The 17,611-nt window shown below is 73.3% G+C and carries 22 protein-coding genes; 12 read left to right on the top strand and 10 right to left on the bottom strand.

Features of this window, described 5'->3' with window-relative positions; genetic code table 11:
• Positions 1–3: 3 nt before the first annotated feature.
• Entirely contained in the window at positions 4–765 is a 762-nt protein-coding gene (locus STRCI_RS02905; RefSeq protein WP_269657217.1) for an SDR family NAD(P)-dependent oxidoreductase, read from the bottom strand.
• Between the two features lie 159 nt (positions 766–924).
• Here STRCI_RS02905 and STRCI_RS02900 point away from each other — a divergent pair, with 159 nt between their 5' ends.
• Complete coding sequence (locus STRCI_RS02900; protein WP_269657216.1) at positions 925–1,563, top strand: TetR/AcrR family transcriptional regulator; 639 nt, start codon at positions 925–927, stop codon at positions 1,561–1,563.
• On the opposite strand, the gene STRCI_RS02895 is transcribed toward STRCI_RS02900, so the two are convergent.
• From STRCI_RS02895 to dhaK, 3 genes are read right to left on the bottom strand one after another with little or no spacing between them, the layout of a single operon-like run.
• On the bottom strand, positions 1,560–1,970 hold the full coding sequence (locus STRCI_RS02895; protein WP_269657215.1) for a PTS-dependent dihydroxyacetone kinase phosphotransferase subunit DhaM: 411 nt from the start codon (positions 1,968–1,970) through the stop codon (positions 1,560–1,562). The two genes, STRCI_RS02900 and STRCI_RS02895, sit on opposite strands and share 4 nt — an antisense overlap.
• Positions 1,963–2,562: a dihydroxyacetone kinase subunit DhaL gene (dhaL, locus tag STRCI_RS02890; protein ID WP_269657214.1), complete on the bottom strand. Its 600-nt coding sequence runs from the start codon at positions 2,560–2,562 to the stop codon at positions 1,963–1,965. The genes STRCI_RS02895 and dhaL overlap by 8 nt, the downstream gene beginning before the upstream one ends.
• 47 nt (positions 2,563–2,609) lie before the next feature.
• Positions 2,610–3,602: a dihydroxyacetone kinase subunit DhaK gene (gene dhaK, locus STRCI_RS02885; RefSeq protein WP_269657213.1), complete on the bottom strand. Its 993-nt coding sequence runs from the start codon at positions 3,600–3,602 to the stop codon at positions 2,610–2,612.
• A gap of 180 nt (positions 3,603–3,782) precedes the next feature.
• Between dhaK and STRCI_RS02880 the strand changes: the two genes are divergently transcribed.
• Positions 3,783–6,155 carry a SpoIIE family protein phosphatase gene (locus STRCI_RS02880; protein ID WP_269657212.1) on the top strand — a complete coding sequence of 791 codons (2,373 nt, stop codon included), beginning with the start codon at positions 3,783–3,785 and terminating at the stop codon, positions 6,153–6,155.
• Between the two features lie 32 nt (positions 6,156–6,187).
• On the top strand, positions 6,188–6,649 hold the full coding sequence (locus STRCI_RS02875; RefSeq protein ID WP_269657211.1) for a MarR family winged helix-turn-helix transcriptional regulator: 462 nt from the start codon (positions 6,188–6,190) through the stop codon (positions 6,647–6,649).
• Positions 6,650–6,661: 12 nt separating this feature from the next.
• Here STRCI_RS02875 and STRCI_RS02870 read toward each other — a convergent pair whose 3' ends face one another.
• Positions 6,662–7,639 (bottom strand): quinone oxidoreductase family protein, encoded by a 978-nt coding sequence (locus tag STRCI_RS02870; RefSeq protein WP_269657209.1) that lies wholly within the window; start codon positions 7,637–7,639, stop codon positions 6,662–6,664.
• A gap of 116 nt (positions 7,640–7,755) precedes the next feature.
• Between STRCI_RS02870 and STRCI_RS02865 the strand changes: the two genes are divergently transcribed.
• From STRCI_RS02865 to STRCI_RS02855, 3 genes are all read left to right on the top strand, one after another.
• On the top strand, positions 7,756–8,100 hold the full coding sequence (locus tag STRCI_RS02865; protein WP_269657208.1) for an ArsR/SmtB family transcription factor: 345 nt from the start codon (positions 7,756–7,758) through the stop codon (positions 8,098–8,100).
• A gap of 80 nt (positions 8,101–8,180) precedes the next feature.
• Positions 8,181–9,068 carry an NAD(P)-dependent oxidoreductase gene (locus STRCI_RS02860; protein ID WP_269657207.1) on the top strand — a complete coding sequence of 296 codons (888 nt, stop codon included), beginning with the start codon at positions 8,181–8,183 and terminating at the stop codon, positions 9,066–9,068.
• Positions 9,069–9,194: 126 nt separating this feature from the next.
• The gene (locus STRCI_RS02855; RefSeq protein ID WP_269657206.1) at positions 9,195–9,485 is read left to right on the top strand and encodes a DUF1876 domain-containing protein; all 291 of its coding nucleotides are present in this window, start codon (positions 9,195–9,197) and stop codon (positions 9,483–9,485) included.
• Between the two features lie 4 nt (positions 9,486–9,489).
• On the opposite strand, the gene STRCI_RS02850 is transcribed toward STRCI_RS02855, so the two are convergent.
• Positions 9,490–9,711, bottom strand: a complete 222-nt coding sequence (locus STRCI_RS02850; RefSeq protein WP_269657205.1) for a DUF2180 family protein — start codon at positions 9,709–9,711, stop codon at positions 9,490–9,492.
• Between the two features lie 12 nt (positions 9,712–9,723).
• On the bottom strand, positions 9,724–10,638 hold the full coding sequence (locus STRCI_RS02845; protein WP_269657204.1) for an EamA family transporter: 915 nt from the start codon (positions 10,636–10,638) through the stop codon (positions 9,724–9,726).
• A 68-nt stretch (positions 10,639–10,706) separates the two neighbouring features.
• On the opposite strand from STRCI_RS02845, the gene STRCI_RS02840 reads away from it, so the two are divergent.
• On the top strand, positions 10,707–11,561 hold the full coding sequence (locus STRCI_RS02840) for a LysR family transcriptional regulator (RefSeq protein WP_269657203.1): 855 nt from the start codon (positions 10,707–10,709) through the stop codon (positions 11,559–11,561).
• Between the two features lie 12 nt (positions 11,562–11,573).
• Here the strand turns inward: STRCI_RS02840 and STRCI_RS02835 are convergent, their stop codons facing one another.
• The gene (locus STRCI_RS02835) at positions 11,574–12,155 is read right to left on the bottom strand and encodes an Rv1733c family protein (RefSeq protein WP_269657202.1); all 582 of its coding nucleotides are present in this window, start codon (positions 12,153–12,155) and stop codon (positions 11,574–11,576) included.
• Positions 12,156–12,432: 277 nt separating this feature from the next.
• On the opposite strand from STRCI_RS02835, the gene STRCI_RS02830 reads away from it, so the two are divergent.
• Positions 12,433–13,404 (top strand): Acg family FMN-binding oxidoreductase, encoded by a 972-nt coding sequence (locus STRCI_RS02830; protein ID WP_269657201.1) that lies wholly within the window; start codon positions 12,433–12,435, stop codon positions 13,402–13,404.
• A gap of 13 nt (positions 13,405–13,417) precedes the next feature.
• Here STRCI_RS02830 and STRCI_RS02825 read toward each other — a convergent pair whose 3' ends face one another.
• Positions 13,418–13,795 (bottom strand): STAS domain-containing protein, encoded by a 378-nt coding sequence (locus tag STRCI_RS02825; RefSeq protein ID WP_269657200.1) that lies wholly within the window; start codon positions 13,793–13,795, stop codon positions 13,418–13,420.
• Positions 13,796–13,976: 181 nt separating this feature from the next.
• On the opposite strand from STRCI_RS02825, the gene STRCI_RS02820 reads away from it, so the two are divergent.
• The 3 genes from STRCI_RS02820 (at position 13,977) to STRCI_RS02810 (ending at position 16,150) form a co-directional block, all read left to right on the top strand.
• Positions 13,977–14,651: a helix-turn-helix domain-containing protein gene (locus STRCI_RS02820; protein WP_269657199.1), complete on the top strand. Its 675-nt coding sequence runs from the start codon at positions 13,977–13,979 to the stop codon at positions 14,649–14,651.
• Positions 14,652–14,767: 116 nt separating this feature from the next.
• Complete coding sequence (locus STRCI_RS02815; protein WP_269657198.1) at positions 14,768–15,208, top strand: pyridoxamine 5'-phosphate oxidase family protein; 441 nt, start codon at positions 14,768–14,770, stop codon at positions 15,206–15,208.
• Between the two features lie 123 nt (positions 15,209–15,331).
• A complete protein-coding gene (locus STRCI_RS02810; RefSeq protein ID WP_269657197.1) occupies positions 15,332–16,150 on the top strand; it encodes a universal stress protein in 819 nt (272 codons plus the stop codon).
• A gap of 16 nt (positions 16,151–16,166) precedes the next feature.
• Here the strand turns inward: STRCI_RS02810 and STRCI_RS02805 are convergent, their stop codons facing one another.
• Positions 16,167–16,613 (bottom strand): pyridoxamine 5'-phosphate oxidase family protein, encoded by a 447-nt coding sequence (locus STRCI_RS02805; protein WP_269657196.1) that lies wholly within the window; start codon positions 16,611–16,613, stop codon positions 16,167–16,169.
• A 252-nt stretch (positions 16,614–16,865) separates the two neighbouring features.
• On the opposite strand from STRCI_RS02805, the gene STRCI_RS02800 reads away from it, so the two are divergent.
• A complete protein-coding gene (locus STRCI_RS02800; RefSeq protein WP_269657195.1) occupies positions 16,866–17,561 on the top strand; it encodes a response regulator in 696 nt (231 codons plus the stop codon).
• Positions 17,562–17,611: the final 50 nt, after the last annotated feature.

The following is a 17,611-nucleotide window of genomic DNA, read 5'->3' as shown; positions in this document are numbered from 1 at the left end:
CGGTCAGACCGCCGACCAGCCGTCGTCCACCGGCAGTACCACACCGTTGACGTTGCTCGCCGCGTCCGAGGCCAGGAACACGATGGCCGCGGCCTGCTCCTCCGGCTGGGCCAGCCGGCCGACGTTGACGAAGTGCGGGCCGAGCGCCGTCGGACCGTGCGCGCCCTGCTCGGCGTCGACGACGATGCCGGTCAGGGTGCCGCCGGGCGCGATGGCGTTGGCGCGGATGCCCTGCCCTCGGTACATCACCGCGAGGTTCTTCGTCAGGCCCACGATGCCGTGCTTGGAGGCGGTGTACGCGGCGCCCGCGGCGCTGCCCCGGAGACCGGCCTCGGAGGCGGTGTTGACGATCACGCCCTTGCCCGCGGCCAGCATGTGCGGCAGTACGGCCCGGGTGAGCCGGAAGGGGGCGGTGAGGTTGACCCGTATGACCCGCTCCCACTCCGCGTCGCTCACATCCGCGAGCGCCGACATCCGGTCCATGATCCCGGCGTTGTTGACCAGCACGTCCACGCCGCCGAAGCGCTCCACGGCGGTGGCCACGACCGCGTCGACGACCGACTGCTCGCTCAGATCGCCGGTGACCGCGACCGCTATGCCGCCCGCCTCCTTGATCTCCTCGACCACGGCCCGCACGCCCTCGGCGTTGAGGTCCGCCGCCACCACCCGGTCGCCCTGGGCGGCGAAGGTCAGCGCGGTCGCCCGGCCGATGCCCGAGCCCGCTCCGGTGACGATGACGCCGCGTCCGTCGAGTCCGTCGGCCATGAACCGCTCCTCACACGTGTGCCAGGGCCGAGTGCCCTGGGTCGCTCACTCTAGCGACTTAATGTCTGTGAGTGACATAAAGTCGGTCGCGGAGGTGACCGTCCGGTCGCGGGTGTGATGGAGAATTCCGGAAGAGCGATCACCGGACCGGAGGACGAGATGACCGCAGCCCGCCCCCGCACGGGCCGACCGCCGCTGACCGAGCAGCGCAAGGCCGAGATCCGGCTGGAGATCGCCCGGGCCGCGGTCGACCTGTTCGTCGAGCAGGGCGTGACGGCGACTACGGGCGAGCAGATCGGGCAGGCGGTCGGCGTCTCGGCGCGGACCGTGTGGCGCTACTTCCCGAGCAAGGAGAGCTGCGTGCAGCCGCTGTTCTCGGCGGGCATCGACGTGATCGCCGAGTGCCTGCGCCACTGGCGGCCGGGCGAGCCCCTCGAAGAGATCTTCGACGACGGCCTCCTGGCCGACCACGGTCCCGCCCAGGGCCCCGAGCACACCACGGTCGACGCACTGGTCCGCCTCACCCGCACCGAACCCGGCCTGCGCGCCGTCTGGCTCCAGACCTACGACGAAGCCGAACCGGCCTTCGCCCGCGCCCTCGCCGAACGTGCCGGACTCCCCGTCGACGACCTGCGGCCGGTGATCGAGGCCGCCATGTTCAACGCGGCCCTGCGCGCGGCGGTCGAGCACCACGCCTGGCACACCACCGACCCGGCCCCCGACGCGACGGCAACGAGGGCCGGACTGCAGAGCGCGCTGCGCACGGCCCTGGAGGTGGTGGCGCGGGGGCTCGCCTAGACCTTGCGGTAGGTGTAGGCCTCCATCGCCGCCGCCTCAACAGCCGCGAGGTCGGCTCCGGTTGACGCCGTGACGACCGCGGCCACCGCGCCCTCGACGAAGGGGGCGTCCAGCAGGCGGGTGTTGTCGGGGAGTTCGTCGCCCTCGGCCAGCAGGGCCTTCACGGTGAGGACCGCGCTGCCCAGGTCGGTGAGGACGGCCACCCCGGCGCCCCGGTCGACGGCCGCCGCGGCGGCGGCGATCAGCTCGGAGCTGGTGCCGACGCCGCCGCCCTCGGTGCCGCCCGCCGCCGCCACCGGCACCGAAGCCCCGCCGCCCGCAAGGCTCTTGGCCAGCTCGGCGACCGAGTCGGCCACCTGGGCGCTGTGCGACACCAGCACGATCCCGACCGGCTTGTCGTCACTCACCGTTCGCCTCCGCCAGTGCCGCGATGAGCAGGGCCGCCGAGGTCGCCCCCGGATCCTGGTGCCCGATGCTGCGCTCGCCGAGATAGCTCGCCCGCCCCTTGCGCGCCTGGAGCGGCGTCGTGGCCAGCGCTCCCTCCTCCGCGGCGGCCCGCGCCGCGCCGAAACCCGCGTCGAGCGCGTCCACGGCCGGCAACAGCGCGTCGATCATGGTCTTGTCGCCCGGCGCCGCGCCGCCCAGCGTCATCACCGCCTCCACCCCGGTACGGAACGCCGTCGCGAACCGCGCCTCGTCGACCTCGGCGGCCTCCCCGAGCGCCTTGCCGGTACGCCGCAGCAGCGTCCCGTACAGCGGTCCCGAGGCGCCGCCCACCGTCGAGATCAACTGACGTCCGGACAGCACGAGAACCGCTCCGGGAGTGTCCGGCGGCTCCTTGTCCAGGACGGCGCTCACGGCACGGAAGCCGCGCAGCAGGTTACTGCCGTGGTCGGCGTCCCCGATCGGCGAGTCGAGGGCGGTGAGCCGGTCCGCCTCACGTTCCACGGACGCGGCGGTCACGGTCATCCAACGGCGGAAGAAGTCGGCGTCGAGCACGGAATCTCCTTGCGTGGTAGGTACGTTGACACCCGGGCGCCGCCCGCTCACACGCCCCAGCGCAGCCCGGCCGTCCGCACCGGCGCGTTCCACAGGCGCAGCAGCTCCTCGTCGATCTCGCACAGGGTGACCGAGGCGCCGGCCATGTCGAGCGAGGTGACGTAGTTGCCGACGAGGGTGTGGGCGACGGCCACGCCACGGTCGCCGAGTACCCGCTGCACCTCGGCGTTGAAGCCGTACAGCTCCAACAGCGGGGTCGCGCCCATGCCGTTGACCAGGACCAGCACCGGATTGCGCGGGAGCCTGTCCTCCAGGAGCGCGTTCACCGCGAAGTCGGCGATCTCGCCCGAGGTCATCATGGCCCGCCGCTCACGGCCGGGCTCGCCGTGGATGCCGATGCCCAACTCCAGTTCGCCGGAGGGCAGATCGAAGGTGGGGCTGCCCTTCGCGTACGTGGTGCACGCGCTGAGCGCCACGCCGAAGCTGCGGGAGTTCTCGTTGACCTGACGGGCGATCGCCTCCACCCGCTCCAGCGGCATGCCCTCGTCGGCCGCCGCGCCCGCGATCTTCTCCACGAAGAGGGTCGCGCCCGTGCCCCGGCGCCCGGCCGTGTACAGACTGTCGGTGACCGCCACATCGTCGTCGACGAGGACCTTCGCCACCTGGATGCCCTCGTCCTCGGCCAGTTCGGCGGCCATGTCGAAGTTGAGCACGTCACCGGTGTAGTTCTTCACGATGAACAGCACGCCCGCGCCGCTGTCCACGGCCGCCGCGGCACGCACCATCTGGTCCGGTACCGGAGAGGTGAACACCTCGCCCGGACAGGCCGCCGAGAGCATCCCGGGCCCCACGAAACCGCCGTGCAGCGGTTCGTGCCCCGAACCGCCGCCGGAGACCAGGGCGACCTTCCCGGCGACGGGCGCGTCCCGCCGTACGATCACCCGGTTCTCCACGTCCACCGTGAGCTCGGGGTGGGCGGCCGCCAGACCGCGCAGCGCGTCCGCGACGACGGTCTCCGGCACGTTGATGAGCATCCTCATGGGTACCTCCTGGTGAGCTGGGCAGACAGCTTCCGGACCGCTGTCGGCAGTATCTGCCCTCGGACGGGGAAGGTCACGTGCGCGGAGGCTCCTGGAGCACATCGGAGGGCCTTGCCGTTGATAATGGGAACTGTCTCCCGGCGGAGCACACGCGACGTGCCCGGCCGAACGAGGAGTGCCATGAGCGGTTCCAGCGACGACGTCGGCCCCGGCTCGGTCGCCTTCGACGCCCTCGTCACCGCCGTACTGGACGAACAGGGCACGGTGGTGCGGTGGTCCCGGGCGGCGGCGGAGCTGCTCGGGTACGACGCGACGGAGGTCTGCGGGCACCCGGTGCGGCATCTGCTCGCCGACGGGTCCGGCGGGGCGTGCCCGCCTACGAGCGGCAGCGTGCGGCTGAACCGACGCCAGGGCGGCACCGTCGAGGTCGCCTACCGGGCTTTCCGGCTGGCGGAATCCGCCGAGTCGCTGGTGGTGGCCGCACCGGACCTGCGGTTCGGCGACCGGGACCTGGGCGCCTCGCTGCTGCGCGCGCTCTTCTCCCAGGACGCGATCGGCGTCGTCGTGCACGGCCCGGACCTGGCCCTTCTGCACACCAAGGGCGTTCCGGTGGTGCCCGACGGCACTCCGGTACCGCCCGGCGCCAGGCTGCGGGACTTCCTCGTACCGGAGGACGCCGACGACATCGAGACCTCGCTGCGCCAGGTGCTGGAGTCCGGTGCCCCGCTGGTCGGCGGCGAGAAGCGGATGCGGTCGCCGCTGGCCCCCGGCCGGGAGCGGCATCTGCGGATGTCCGCCGTGCGGCTGGAGGACGAGGACGGGCGCCCGACGGGCGTCGCCGCGTTCTTCACCTACGCGACCGGGCCGCAGCGGGCCCGTTCGAACCTTGACCTCCTCCGGGAGGCCGCGATCCGCGTCGGTGGCTCGCTGGACGTCGCGCGCACCGCGCAGGAACTGGCCGAGACGGTCGTGCCCGGCATCGGGGACATGGGGATCGTCGATCTGGCGGAGGCGGTGCTGACCGGCGACGAACCCGCGCACCGGTCCGGCGGCGGGGACCTGCATCTGCGTGCCGTGGGTTCCGCCACCGGGGAGTGGCCGGGCCGGATCCGCAAGGGGGACGCCCTCCCGCCGCTCCCCGATCACCCGTCCCTGCGCACGCTCCAGCGCGGCAAGACGATCGTCATGACCCGCGACGAACTCCTGGCCGTCCTGGGCGACCGGTCGGCGGCCATCGCCCTGCTGCCCGACGCGTGGCACTCGCTGATGATCGCGCCGCTGTACGCGCGCGGGACGATGCTCGGCGACCTCCAGGTCTGGCGGGTGGAGGATCCGGAACCGTTCACCCGGGAGGACACCGACCTGGTGACCCAGATCGCCTCCCGAGGCGCCCTCGCCATCGACAACGCCCGCCGCTACACCCGGGAGCACCGCGCGGCCGTCGCCCTCCAGCAGAGCCTGCTGCCCCGGGCGACCACCGACACCCCGGCGGCCGAGACCGCGGGGCTCTACCGGCCCGCGGGCGGCGGAGCCGAGATCGGCGGCGACTGGTTCGACGCCATCCCGCTGCCCTCCCTGCGGCTGGCGCTCGTCGTCGGCGATGTCTCGGGCCGCGGCCTGCGCGCGACGGCAGCGATGGGACGCCTGCGCGCCGCCATTCACACGCTCGCCGACCTCGAACCGGACCCCGGCGAACTGCTCACCCGCCTCGACGGACTCGTCCAGCGCCTGGCGGCCGAGGCACCGGCGGAACTTCGGGACACCGTCACCGCGGCCTGTCTGTACGTCGTCTACGACCCGGTGACCTGCCAGTGCATGATCGCCAGCGCCGGCCAGCTGCCGCCGGTCGTCGTCCGCCCCGACGGCACCGAGCAGGAGATCCGGATCTCGCCCGGACCTCCGCTCGGGGTGGGCGGGATGCCGTTCGAGGTCACCACGGTCGAGGTCGAGCCCGGCAGCCTCATCGCCCTGCACACCAAGGGCCTGGTCATCGGCGGGAACCGCGACCTCGAAGCGGGCCTGCGCCGGCTGACGGACAGCCTCCGCGCGCACAGCCGCACCCCGCTGCGCGAGACGGGCCGCGCCGTCCTCGACGACCTCGGTGAGCTGCCGGGAGGGGAGGACGTCACCCTGCTGCTGACGCGCACGCGTGCCGTGCAGGGAGACCACATCGCCAGCTGGGACTTCCCGGCCGATCTGAGGATCGTGGCCGAGGCCCGGGAGAAGATCACCCGCCAGCTGGCCGACTGGGGGCTCGACGACCTCTCCTTCACCACCGAACTCGTGGTCAGCGAACTGGTCACCAACGCCGTCCGCTACGCCGGTGGCCCGGTGGGGCTGCGCCTGATCCGGGAGGACGTCCTGGTCTGCGAGGTCACCGACCCCGGCAACACCCAGCCCCGGCTGCGGCAGGCGGGCAGTACCGACGAGGGCGGACGAGGTCTCTTCCTGGTGGCTCAGCTCACCTCGCGGTGGGGCTGCCGGTACGGGCAGACGGGCAAGACCATCTGGACGGAACAGCCGCTGGACGGCTCGGAACCGGCCGACAGCTAGATGATCCGTCAACTTTGCATACACTTTCCCGTATGGCAGACAAGGAGCGGTGGCTGACGCCCGAGGAGCAGCACGCCTGGCGGAACTTCGTCCGGCTCCAGGAGCGGCTCGGCGGCCGGTTGGGGCGCTTGTTGCAGTCGGAGTCGAATGTGTCGGCGGCCGACTTCGCGGTCCTGGTCCATCTGACGGATGTGCCCGAAGGGCGCCAGCGCTACCAGGACCTGAGCCGGGCGCTCGAATGGGAGAAGAGCCGGATGTCCCATCACATCGCCCGGATGGTCTCCCGGGGGATGGTGGTCCGCCAGGAGTGCCCGGAGGACGGGCGCGGGGCCTTCGTGGCCATCACGGACGCGGGCCGCGCGGCGATCGAGGCGGCCGCCCCGCTCCATGTGGAGGCGGTGCGCTCGCTGTTCCTCGACCATGTCACCCCGGCGGAGCTGCGGACACTGGCCGAGATCTCCGAGCGGGTGGTCGCCAAGCTGGACGAGGACTGAGGAAGCGCCCGGTCACTCCGCCACCCGCAGCACCAGCTTCCCCGTCGACGCCCGCCCGCCCAGCAGCCGGTGCGCCCCGGCCGCGTCCGACAGCGGGAACTCCGCGGTGACCGGCAGGCGTACGGTCCCGTCGGTCACCGTACGGAAGGCCCGCTCGGCGAGCGCCCGCAGGGCGTCCGGTGCCGTCCGGGCCAGGGCCAGGACGGAGAAGCCCGCGACGGACCGGCCCTCGGGGTAGAGCTCGGGCTGCCCGACGCGCCACGGCTCGGCCCCGCCCGCGTTGCCGAACGACACCAGGCGCCCGAAGACGGCCAGTGTGTCGAGGCCGCGGCGCAGGGTGTCGCCGCCCACCGGGTCCAGGACGAGGTCGGCGCCCCGGCCGCCGGTCGCGCGCCGGACCTCCTCGGGGAAGGTGTCGGCGGTGAACACCTCGTCGTAGCCGTGCTTGAGTGCGTACTCGGCCTTGCCCGCCGACGAGGCGACCCCGTACACCGCCCCGGCGCCCGCCGCCCGGGCCAGCTGCCCGGCCACCGTGCCGATGCCGCCCGCGGCGCCGTGCACCAGGACGGTCTCCCCGGCGCGCAGCCGCCCGACCTCGTGCAGCAGGGCGTGCACGGTCGGCACGACGGTGGGCAGCGTGGCCGCCGTACGCAGGTCCAGGCCCTCGGGGAGCGGGAAGACCGTGGCGGCATCGGCGAGGACCACCTCGGCGTACGCGCCGCCGCCGACGAGGGCCGCGACCTCCTGACCCGGACGCAGGCCCGTCACGCCTTCGCCCACCGCGCGGATCCGCCCGGAGACCTCAAGGCCCGGCCGGTACGGCAGCGAGTCGACCCGGTACCCCTCCGCGCGGGCCTTGACGTCCGCGAAGTTCACGCCTGCATACGCGGCGTCGATGGTCACCTGCCCCGGCCCCGGCTCGGGGACCTCGGCCGCGACGACCTTCAGCACCTCGGGATCGCCGTACTCCTGGAATTCGACTGCGCGCATGGGTGACCGCATCCTTCGGCTCGATGAGTGTTCGGCTCGGTGAGTGTTCAATGGCAAGCGAACACTCGGACTGTAAGATACAGATCGAACACTCGGCAAGCGGCCAGGGAGCGGGCATGGCGAACCAGGCGGTCGGCGGCAGTCATCGCGCCGCACCCGTGCACACGGATCCCGAGGACGTCTCCGTCCAGACCGCGCTGTCCGCGGTCGCCGACCCGGTGCGGATGACACTCATCCGGGAGCTGGCGGGCTCCGCCGACTGGACGCGCAGCTGCGGCAGCTTCGACGTGCCGGTCGGCAAGGCCGCGCTCAGCCACCATTTCTCGGTGCTGCGGGGCGCCGGCCTGGTCGAGCAGCGCGACGAGGGCCCCAAACGGGTGAACCGGCTGCGACGCGAGGAGTTCGAGGCGCGCTTTCCCGGCCTGCTGGACCTGGTCCTGCGCGGCGACGCCGCCGACTGACCGGCGGACGCCGGTTTCGCGGAGCAAGGCGGCGCCCCGGCGGAGCGGTGCCCGAGGGCGATAACAGGAAGGTGGACGTGATGACCGACAAGCTCACCGTCGCGGTGCTGGGCACCGGGATTATGGGGGCCGCGATGGCCCGCAACCTCGCCCGCGCCGGACACGCGGTGCGCGCCTGGAACCGCACCCGCGCCAAGGCCGAACCGCTCACCGCCGACGGCGCGCTCGTCGCCGGGAGCCCCGCCGAGGCGGTGCGGGACGCCGATGTCGTACTCACCGTCCTGCACGACGGTCCCGCCGCCCTGGACGTCATGCGCCGGGCCGCCCCCGACCTGCGTCCCGGCACCGCGTGGGTGCAGTCGACCACCGCGGGCATCGACGCCCTCCCCGGCCTCGCCGACTTCGCCCGTGAGCATCGACTCGCCTTCTACGACGCCCCCGTGCTCGGCACCCGGCAGCCCGCCGAGGCCGGTCAGCTCACCGTGCTGGCCGCCGGTCCCGCAGAGGGGAGGGAGAAGGTCACGCCCGTGTTCGACGCCGTCGGCGCCCGCACCGTCTGGACCGGCGACGACGGGGCCGCGGGCACCGCCACCCGGCTCAAGCTGGTCGCCAACAGCTGGGTCATCGCGGCCACGGCCGCGGCGGGGGAGACCCTCGCCCTCTCGGGTGCCCTCGGTGTCGATCCATGGCACTTCTTCGACCTCATCGCGGGCGGCCCGCTCGACATGGGATATCTGCGCGCCAAGTCCGGGCTGATCCTCGAAGAGCGGCTCTCCCCTGCCCAGTTCGCGGTCTCCACCGCCGCCAAGGACGCCCGGCTGATCGTCGAGGCGGGCGAGCGGGGCGGGGTCCGCCTCGACGTGGCCGCCGCGGGCGCCGCCCGGCTGGAGCGGGCCGCCGCCCAGGGGCACGGCGACGAGGACATGGCCGCCGCGTATTTCGCCAGCTTCGACGAGGGCAAGGGATGACCGGCCGTAGGTGAGGATGCCCTGCCCCGTGCGGTGGCCCGGTCGTCGTTCCACGATGGAAGGGGCGTGGGCCGCGGGTGCGGCACCGCATCCGGCGGCCGTCGCGGTCGAGACGAGGAGGACACGATGTCCCACATCGCGGAATGGACGGTTCACCTCTACCTCGTCGAGGAGGAGGGAACCACCAAGGCACAGGTCGTCCTGGACACCGGGAGCACATCGCTCACCGGCAGGGGGACCGCACACCGCAATCCCACCGACGCGGACGTGCCGGAGATCGGCGACGAGTTGGCGGCCGGCCGCGCTCTGCACGACATCGCGGGGCAACTGGTGCGCGCCGCGACGCGGGACCTCGCGTCCAGGGACGTGTCCGAGCCCGAGGTTGTGTACCGGCCGACGGTCGGCTGGTCGATCTGACGGCTCAGTCGGCGTGGCGTACCTCGAACGCCTCGGCGTCATGGCAGGTCGGACACGTCACACGCCGGGCCGGGCGCGGCCCGTAGGTCTGGCCGAGGCCGACATCGTGGTGCACGAGCCGTTCGGCGACCTTGGCATGGTTCAGACACACCGCGCAGCCACAGCGCACGCACACCGCGATCGCGGGTGTGGCTGTGTCATCGAGTGCGCATTCGTAGCAGTGCACGACGCACCCCTTTCACACCTCTCCGATTCCATCCTCCGACGCCCGGTGCCGAAGGGCGAGCGCATTGGCCGCGACGATCGCCCCGATGCCGGCCCACTCCGCCCTGCCCAGGCCCTGGCCCAGGCCGACCAGGCCGACGAGCGCGGCGAGGACCGGGTTGACACTCATGAAGAGCCCGAAGGCCCGCGCCGGGACGTGGCGCAAGGTGAAGACGTCCGCGAGGTACGGGACGGCGGAGGAGAGGACTCCGGCAGCGGCGGCGCAGGCGACGGCCCCGACCGTCGGCGGCTGCCGTACCGCGAGCACGACGCCGACCGGGAGGAACAGCAGGGCGGACAGCGCCGCCGCGGCCCCCGACCCCTGTGCGCCCGGGACACGCTGTCCGACGGTCCGGTTCAGCAGGATGTACGACGACCAGCAGGCGGCGGCCAGCAGCCCCAGGGCCATGCCGACGTAGTCCGCGGAGGGCTGCGGCCGCATCAGGACCACGACGCCCGCGGCGGCGATCAGCGCGCACAGGGCGTCCACCCGGCGCCGTGAGCCGGCCAGCGCGATGGCGAGCGGGCCGAGGAACTCCAGGGTCACCGCGAGACCGAGGCCGATCCGGTCGATCGCGGTGTACAGCGACAGGTTCATGGTGCCGAACACGACGGCCAGCAGCATGACCGGCCACCACTGCCGCCAGGTGAAGGCGCCCAGCCGCGGCCTGCCGACGGACAGCAGGACGACGGCGGCCACGTACTGGCGCACCGCGACGACACCGACCGGGCCGAGCACCGGGAAGGCGAGCGATCCGATCGCGGCACCGGTCTGGTTGGCCAGGCCGCTGCCGAGCATGGTGGCCACCCCGGCGAGGCCGATGTGCGAGGGCTCGGGCTGTACGGCGAGGGCTTCGGGGGCGGCTGCGGGAGCGGTTCGGGCGCGCATGCCAGCATGGTGAGGTTCCGTCATGCATACGCAAAATGCACCGGCCGCGTTATCTATACGCTTGAGTCATGGATGTGGAGCTCCGACAGCTGCGCTGCCTGGTCGCGATCGTCGACGAGGGCGGCTTCACCGACGCGGCCATCGCGCTCGGCGTCTCCCAGGCCGCCGTCTCGCGCACCCTCGCCTCGCTCGAACGCGCCCTGGGCGTACGCCTGTTGCGCCGGACTTCCCGGGAGGTGACCCCGACGGGGACCGGGCAGCGGGTGCTGGCCCACGCCCGGCGGGTGCTCGGCGAGGTGGACGACCTGGTCCGCGAGGCCACCTCCGGCCATGAGCGGCTGCGCATCGGATACGCCTGGGCCGCGCTCGGCCGGCACACCTCGGCCTTCCAGCGCCGCTGGGCCGCGGCACACGCCGGGACCGATCTCCAGCTGGTCCGCGTCAACTCGCCCACCGCGGGCCTCGCGGAGGGTGCCTGCGATCTGTCCGTTGTCCGACGCCCACCGGACGACCGCCGGTTCGACTCGGCCCTCGTCGGCCTGGAGCGGCGGCTGTGCGCGGTTGCCGACGACGACCCGCTGGCCCGGCGACGCTCGGTGCGGCTCGCCGATCTCGCCGGACGGACCCTGCTCGTCGACCGCCGTACCGGCACCACCACCGCCGAGCTGTGGCCGCCGGGAGCCAGGCCGGCCACTGAGGAGACCCACGACGTCGACGACTGGCTCACCGTGATCGCCACCGGACGGTGCGTCGGCATGACCGCGGAGGCGACCGCTCACCAGTACCCGCGCCCCGGAGTGGTCTACCGGCCGGTGCGGGACACCGAGCCCATCGCGGTACGGCTCGCCTGGTGGCGGGACGATCCGCACCCCGCCACCCAGGCGGCGGTGGAACTGCTCACGGCCCTGTACCGGGGCGACTGACAGGCGGCCCCGTCAGCCGGTCTTGCGCCGCCACTCGGGCTCCACCACCTCCCACTCCGGACCCCAGCGCGCCACGCGCCGCCGGTCCAGCCGCCAGCGGGCCACCGTGCCCACGCCGAACACCACGCCCGTGAAGGCCAGCGCGGCGGCCGAGCCGAGGGCGGCTGACTCCACCGCGGCCTCGGTACGACTCATCGGCTCGATGGCCAGCGCGCCTCGGCCGTCCAGCCACACGACGATCTCGGCACCGGCCTTCTGGCCCCTGGCCACCAGGGTCTCGTCCGTCCGCGCGGTGCCGTCGTCGGCCGTCCAGCGGACCTCGGCCACGGCGTGTCCGCTCGCCGGTCCGACCGAATTCGCCGCCTTGGGGACGTCGGCCAGCAGCACGGCCTTGGTCGCATGGCGGTCGCCGCGCTGCTGGGCGAAGACCTGCTCGGCGGCGTGGGCCGTCACCAGCCCGGCCAGGGTGCCGCCCACGAGCACGGCCACCCAGACGGCCAGCACGATCCACGCCTCGACGATGTCCTCGCGGCGCCGCAACGGATTGCTCCGCCAGCGCCACAGCCGCACCTTCGCGCATCGCGTGCCGTCCATCGGTCCGCACCTCCTCGTCGTCCTCGCCGCATCGAACGTGCCATGGGCGGCCCGGCGGACGGCAGGGGCCGAGGGGGCGCCACCGGTGGTCCTGTCGGGCCCAACCGGGCGGTGCGAAGGGGCCGTTCAGCCCTTCCGCCGGCCCGGACCCGTTGCCGCGCGCCGCCGGAGACATGCGGACTGTCGGACCCCGGCCGGGGACCAACGGCCTCTCACGCGCCGGGGCACGGGTGCCCACTCTCGAAGGACAGCACCACTTCTGCGGGCGGAGGGCACCATGAGCAGCGCGATCCTTGACGCCACGGTCCTGGAGACCTGTGTCGCGGCGGCCGTCGCCGCCCCCTCGCTGTACAACTCCCAGCCCTGGCGCTTCCGTCTGGACCCCGAGACCGTCACCTTCCACGTCCGCGCCGCTCCCTCCCAGGGACTGCGGTTCACCGACCCGGACGCACGCGCCCTGCACGTGTCGGTCGGAGCGTGCGTGCTCAACCTCCGGGTCGCGATGGCGCACTTCGGCTGGACAGCCGACACCCGGCTGCTGCCCTCGCCCCGGGATCCGGGGCTGCTGGCCACCGTGCGGCCCACCGGGACCCGCACCGGGGACCCGCAGGCGGCGGAGGACGAGCTGTACCCGGCCGTCTGGCGCAGGCGCAGCAGCCGTCTGCCGTTCTCGGGCGGACCGCTGCCGCCCCTGCGCGCCGAACTCGCGACGACGGCCGCGATGGAGGGCGCGTCCCTGGTCTTCCCCGACCCGGCACGGACGGCCAGGCTGCTGGCGCTCACCGCGCTGGGCGAGCGGCGCAATCGCGCCGACCCGGACCGGGCCCGGGAGAGCCGCCGCTGGGTGCGCGAGGACCCGTACGACCTCTCCGACACCGGCCTGCCCCTGGCGGCGCTCGGCCCGCAGGACGCCCGGGAACAACTGCCGCTGCGTGACTTCACCGCGCAGCGGCACAGCGAGCGGCTGCCCGCCCGTCTCTTCGAGCCGGCCCCGGTCATGGCTCTCCTGGTCACCGAACACGACCGCCGTACCGACTGGCTGCGCGCCGGACAGGCCCTGGAGCGCGTGCTGCTGGTCGCCACCGCCCGCGGCCTGCGGATGTCGCTGCTGCACCAGGCGCTGGAGTGGCCGGACCTGAGGCAGTCCTTGAGCCCCGCACCCGGCCACGCCCAGATGCTCGTCCGCCTCGGCTACGGCCCACAGGGCCCGGCCACCCCACGGCGTACGGTCCGTGGCGCGATCGACTGACACGGTGGACGGATCAGTTTCCCGGCGTCGAGTTCGGCCTGGTGACTGCGTCGGGCAGGCTTGGGTACAGCTCGAAAACGCCGCTCAGACCGGTCAGGTGAAGCAGCCGCAGCAGGCGTGGGTCGTCCGTGACCAGCCGTATCCGGCCGTGCCGGGTGAGGGCGCGCGCTCTGGTCCGGCACAGCGCGTTCAGCCCGCTGCAGTCGACGAAGGACACATCCCGCAGATCGAGGACCACGTCGGGGCGCGGGCCGGCGGTCAGCGCATCGAGCCCGGCGGTCAGCAGCAGCGTCGACTGGAGGTCGAGTTCACCGCGTAACACCACAACGGTGGCCTCCGCCTCGACGTGCTCCGAGAGCGACGGCTTCGACCGGGTGAGGTTGTCGGACATGGTCAGAGGCAATCGGACGCCCTTGGCGTGGCGGAAGGGCCGACCGGCCCTTTCGGCGGGTGACCCCGACCGGCGCGCAGACCTGGGCCGACCGGCCCATGCGGGATCCGTCCCGCCCGCACACGCTTGAGGGGGTGGGGAGTTCATCCACCCGGGGGCCAACAGGAGGAGGCGACGGGCCATGACCGAACCGACCCCGTCGACCGCGGCCGGGCCCCTGCCCGTGGGCGACCTCGGACGGCGCCTCACGCTGCGGCGCACCCGCCTCGGGCTCTCCCGTGCGGAGACGGCCGCACGGGCCGGCATGGCGACCAGCTATCTCCGCTATCTGGAGGAGCAGCCGGTCGCGGCACCGGGTATCGGGGCGCTGATGCGCCTGGCCGGGGCCTTGCGGACCACGGTTTCGGAGCTGACGGGGGGCGATGCCGAACAGCCGCCCGGACCGGGCCGGGCCGCTCGGCACGCGGAGTTCACCGAGCTCACGGAGACCGAGTGCCGCGCCCTGCTCGCCACTCACGGCGTGGGGCACCTGGCGGTGCCCACCGGGACCGGACCCGTCGTCGTACCCGTCAACTACACGGTCGTGGACGGCGCGATCGCCTTCCGGACCGCCCCGGGAACGACACCCGCGCGGTCGGCGGGCCGCCAGGTGGCTGTCGAGGTCGACCGTATCGACGACGCCTTCAGCAGCGGCTGGAGCGTCCTGGTCCGCGGGCCCGCCCGGGTGGTGACCGACCCGGACGAAGCGCGGCGCCTCGACGAACGGGCGTACAGCGCGCCCTGGGCGGGCGGCCCGCGCGAGCTGTGGATCCGGATCGAGCCCCGCACCGTCAGCGGGCGCCGTATCAAGGTGTGACAAGGGCTGTTGTCGGGCCGCCCCGGGACTGATGGCCCTGAGCACGGCGTGGCGCGGTGACGAAGCATGACGGAGCAGAGCGTACGGACGCGATCAGCCGAGAGACGGGCAGGCCCATGAACCGCAACGATGGATTCCGCGAACTCGACCGGCAGGAGTGCCTGCGCCTGCTGGCCAAGGCGCCGGTCGGCCGGATCGTCCACACCCGCCGCGCGCTGCCGGCCGTCCTGCCCGTCAACTTCCGTCTGGCGGACGACGGCGCGGTGCTGCTGTGCACGGCCGCCGACTCGGAGCTGGTGCGGGCCGTCGACGGTGCCGTGGTCGCCTTCGAGGCCGACGAGGTGGACCCGGCCACGCAGTCCGGCTGGAGCGTGGTCGTCACCGGCTGCGCCGCCGTGGTCACCGACCCCGCGGAGACCGCACGCCTCAAGGGTGTCGGGCCTCGCTCCTGGGTGCCCTCGCCGGACGAGGTCTTCGTCCGCATCGAGCCGGAGCTGGTGACCGGGCGAGAACTGGTCGCCGGGCGCACGCTGTACGGCGTGCGCCTCCCCTTCTGAGCCGGGCGGGCCGGACGGTCCCGTCGGTCATGGGCCGGACGGCGGCCGCCGGGTTCCCTCGGCCCCTGCCGCGGGCTCCCGCACGCGAGAAGGATCGGGAGCACGAAGAGGAAGGGAGGAGCCATGACTCCCCAGTACGTCGTCGTCGGAGTGGACGGATCCCTGGTCGCCGTACGGGCGCTGGACTGGGCGTCGGACGAGGCGGCACGGCGGGAGACCGCGCTGCGGATCGTCTACGCCGTACCCGACCGGGACGAGGCCGGTCCCGTTCTCGGGGCCGCCGTCGCCCGTGTCCGCGCACGCCATCCCGGTCTGCGCGTGACGTCGACGCCCGTGACCGGTGGCGCCGTGGGCGAGCTGGTGCGGGCGAGCGCGGGCGCCGCCCTCACCGTTGTCGGCACCAGAGGCCTCGGATCGGTCCCCGGGGTGCTCGCCCGCTCGGTGAGCCTCGGCCTCGCCGCCCATGTGGCAGGCCCCCTGCTGGTCGTCCGTGGTGACCACCCGTGCGACGGCGCGCGCCGGGTGCTGCTCGGGCTGGAGAGCGACGCGGACACCGAGGCCGCCGCCTACGCCTTCGCGGAGGCCGAACGCCGTGGCGTCGGGCTGGACGTCGTGCACTGCTGGACCCATCGGTTCATCGCCCCCGAACTGCCCTCACTGATCCCGGCGACCAGCCCGGGGCAACGGGAGATCGCGGCGACCGGGCGGTCCGAGGGCGCCGTACCGCGCTTCAGCCTCGCCGGTCTTCAGGAGCGGCATCCGGCGGTCTCCGTCGAGGCCCGCACGGTCCGCGGCGGCCCCGCCCGCACCCTGCTGGAGGCCACGGGCGAAGCGGCCGTCGTGGTGATCGGCGCCCACCGCCGCCGCGGTCGCCTCGGCCCTGTCGCGCACACGCTGCTGCACCGCTCGCACTGCCCCGTCGTCCTGGTTCCCACACCCTGACGCCGACGCGCCGGGGTCAGGCCGCCGCGAGCCGGACCCCGGTGACCAGGTCCGGGCGGATACGCACCGCGTAGTTCATCATCTGCTGCGACCACGGGTGCAGCAAGGTCGCGTAGCGGGCCAACTCGTCGGCGTCGGTGACCAGATGGGCGTAGCCCGTGACGACGACGCTCCAGCCGAGGTGCGTGAGGGGATCGATGACATCGGCCTCGTAGGCCACGACCACGCCGGGCGACCCGGACTGTCGCGTCCTGGAGGTCAGCGCGGCGCCGTCGTGGGTGCGGATGACGATGTCGCCGCCGTCCAGGACATGGTTGACCGGGCGGATCGTCGGCAGCGCGTGCTGGGTGAAGACGATCCGGCCGAAGGACACGCTGCCCAGCAGCCGCAGCGCCTCGGCACTGTCGAGCTCGATGCTCCGGCGTGGTCCTGCGGCTGTCGGGAGGCCGTGGTCGTGGGGCATGGTGGGCTTCCGTACGGGTCGTTAGGGAGGGAACGGGAACCGTCGTAGGGTCTGGGTGTGGTTCGAACAGATGGCTCGATCAGATCATTCGACTCGCATCGAGGCCGGTACGGCTAGGGCCGTTCGGCCCCGGCCTGCGTCCGAGAGGCCCTGGCCTCGTGCCCCGTGGCCGGACGAAGATCGCAGCAGCACTGACCACCGACCCGTGGACCGCCATCCGGCACCACGACGCGACAGGACGAGGAGCATTCGATGGCGGACGGCGGACGGCCGGGCCCCGACGACCCGATCCGGGTCTTCCTGCTGGACGACCACGAGGTCGTCCGGCGGGGCGTGCGCGACCTGCTGAACGACGAGCCCGACATCACCGTTGTCGGTGAGGCCGCCACCGTGGAGCAGGCACTCGTCCGGGTGCCCGCGCTGCGCCCGCAGGTCGCGGTGCTCGACGTCCGCCTGCCGGACGGCGACGGCGTGACCGTCTGCCGAGAACTGCGGTCCCGCATGCCCGAGTTGGCCTGTCTGATGCTGACCTCGTTCGACGACGAGGACGCTCTGCTCGACTCGATCATGGCGGGCGCGTCCGGCTATGTGCTGAAGCAGATCCAGGGCTCGGACCTGGTGTCCGCCGTGCGCACGGTCGCCGCCGGGCAGTCCTTGCTCGACCCGAGTGCCACCACCCGGCTGATGGCGCGGCTGCGCCACGACCAGCGTCAGGAGGAGGAGCCGGACCCGCTGCCCGGGCTCACCGACCGCGAGCGGGAGATCCTCGCCCTGATCGGCGAGGGCCTGACCAACCGCCAGATCGGCCAGCGGCTCTACCTCGCGGAGAAGACCGTGAAGAACCACATCTCCCGCCTGTTGGCCAAGCTGGGCGTGGAACGCCGGATCCAGGCCGCCGTCATCGCGACCCAGACCCAGGACCGGCTGCGGCGCCAGGAGGGACGCTAGCCCTGGGGCCGTCCCGTCCGGCATCGGACGTACCTGCCCGAGCCCAGCCG

The sequence above is a fragment of the Streptomyces cinnabarinus genome (assembly GCF_027270315.1).
Classification (GTDB): domain Bacteria; phylum Actinomycetota; class Actinomycetes; order Streptomycetales; family Streptomycetaceae; genus Streptomyces; species Streptomyces cinnabarinus.
The sequence above is the reverse complement of the archived record's forward strand: the minus strand, read 5'-3'. Positions and strand labels throughout refer to the sequence as shown.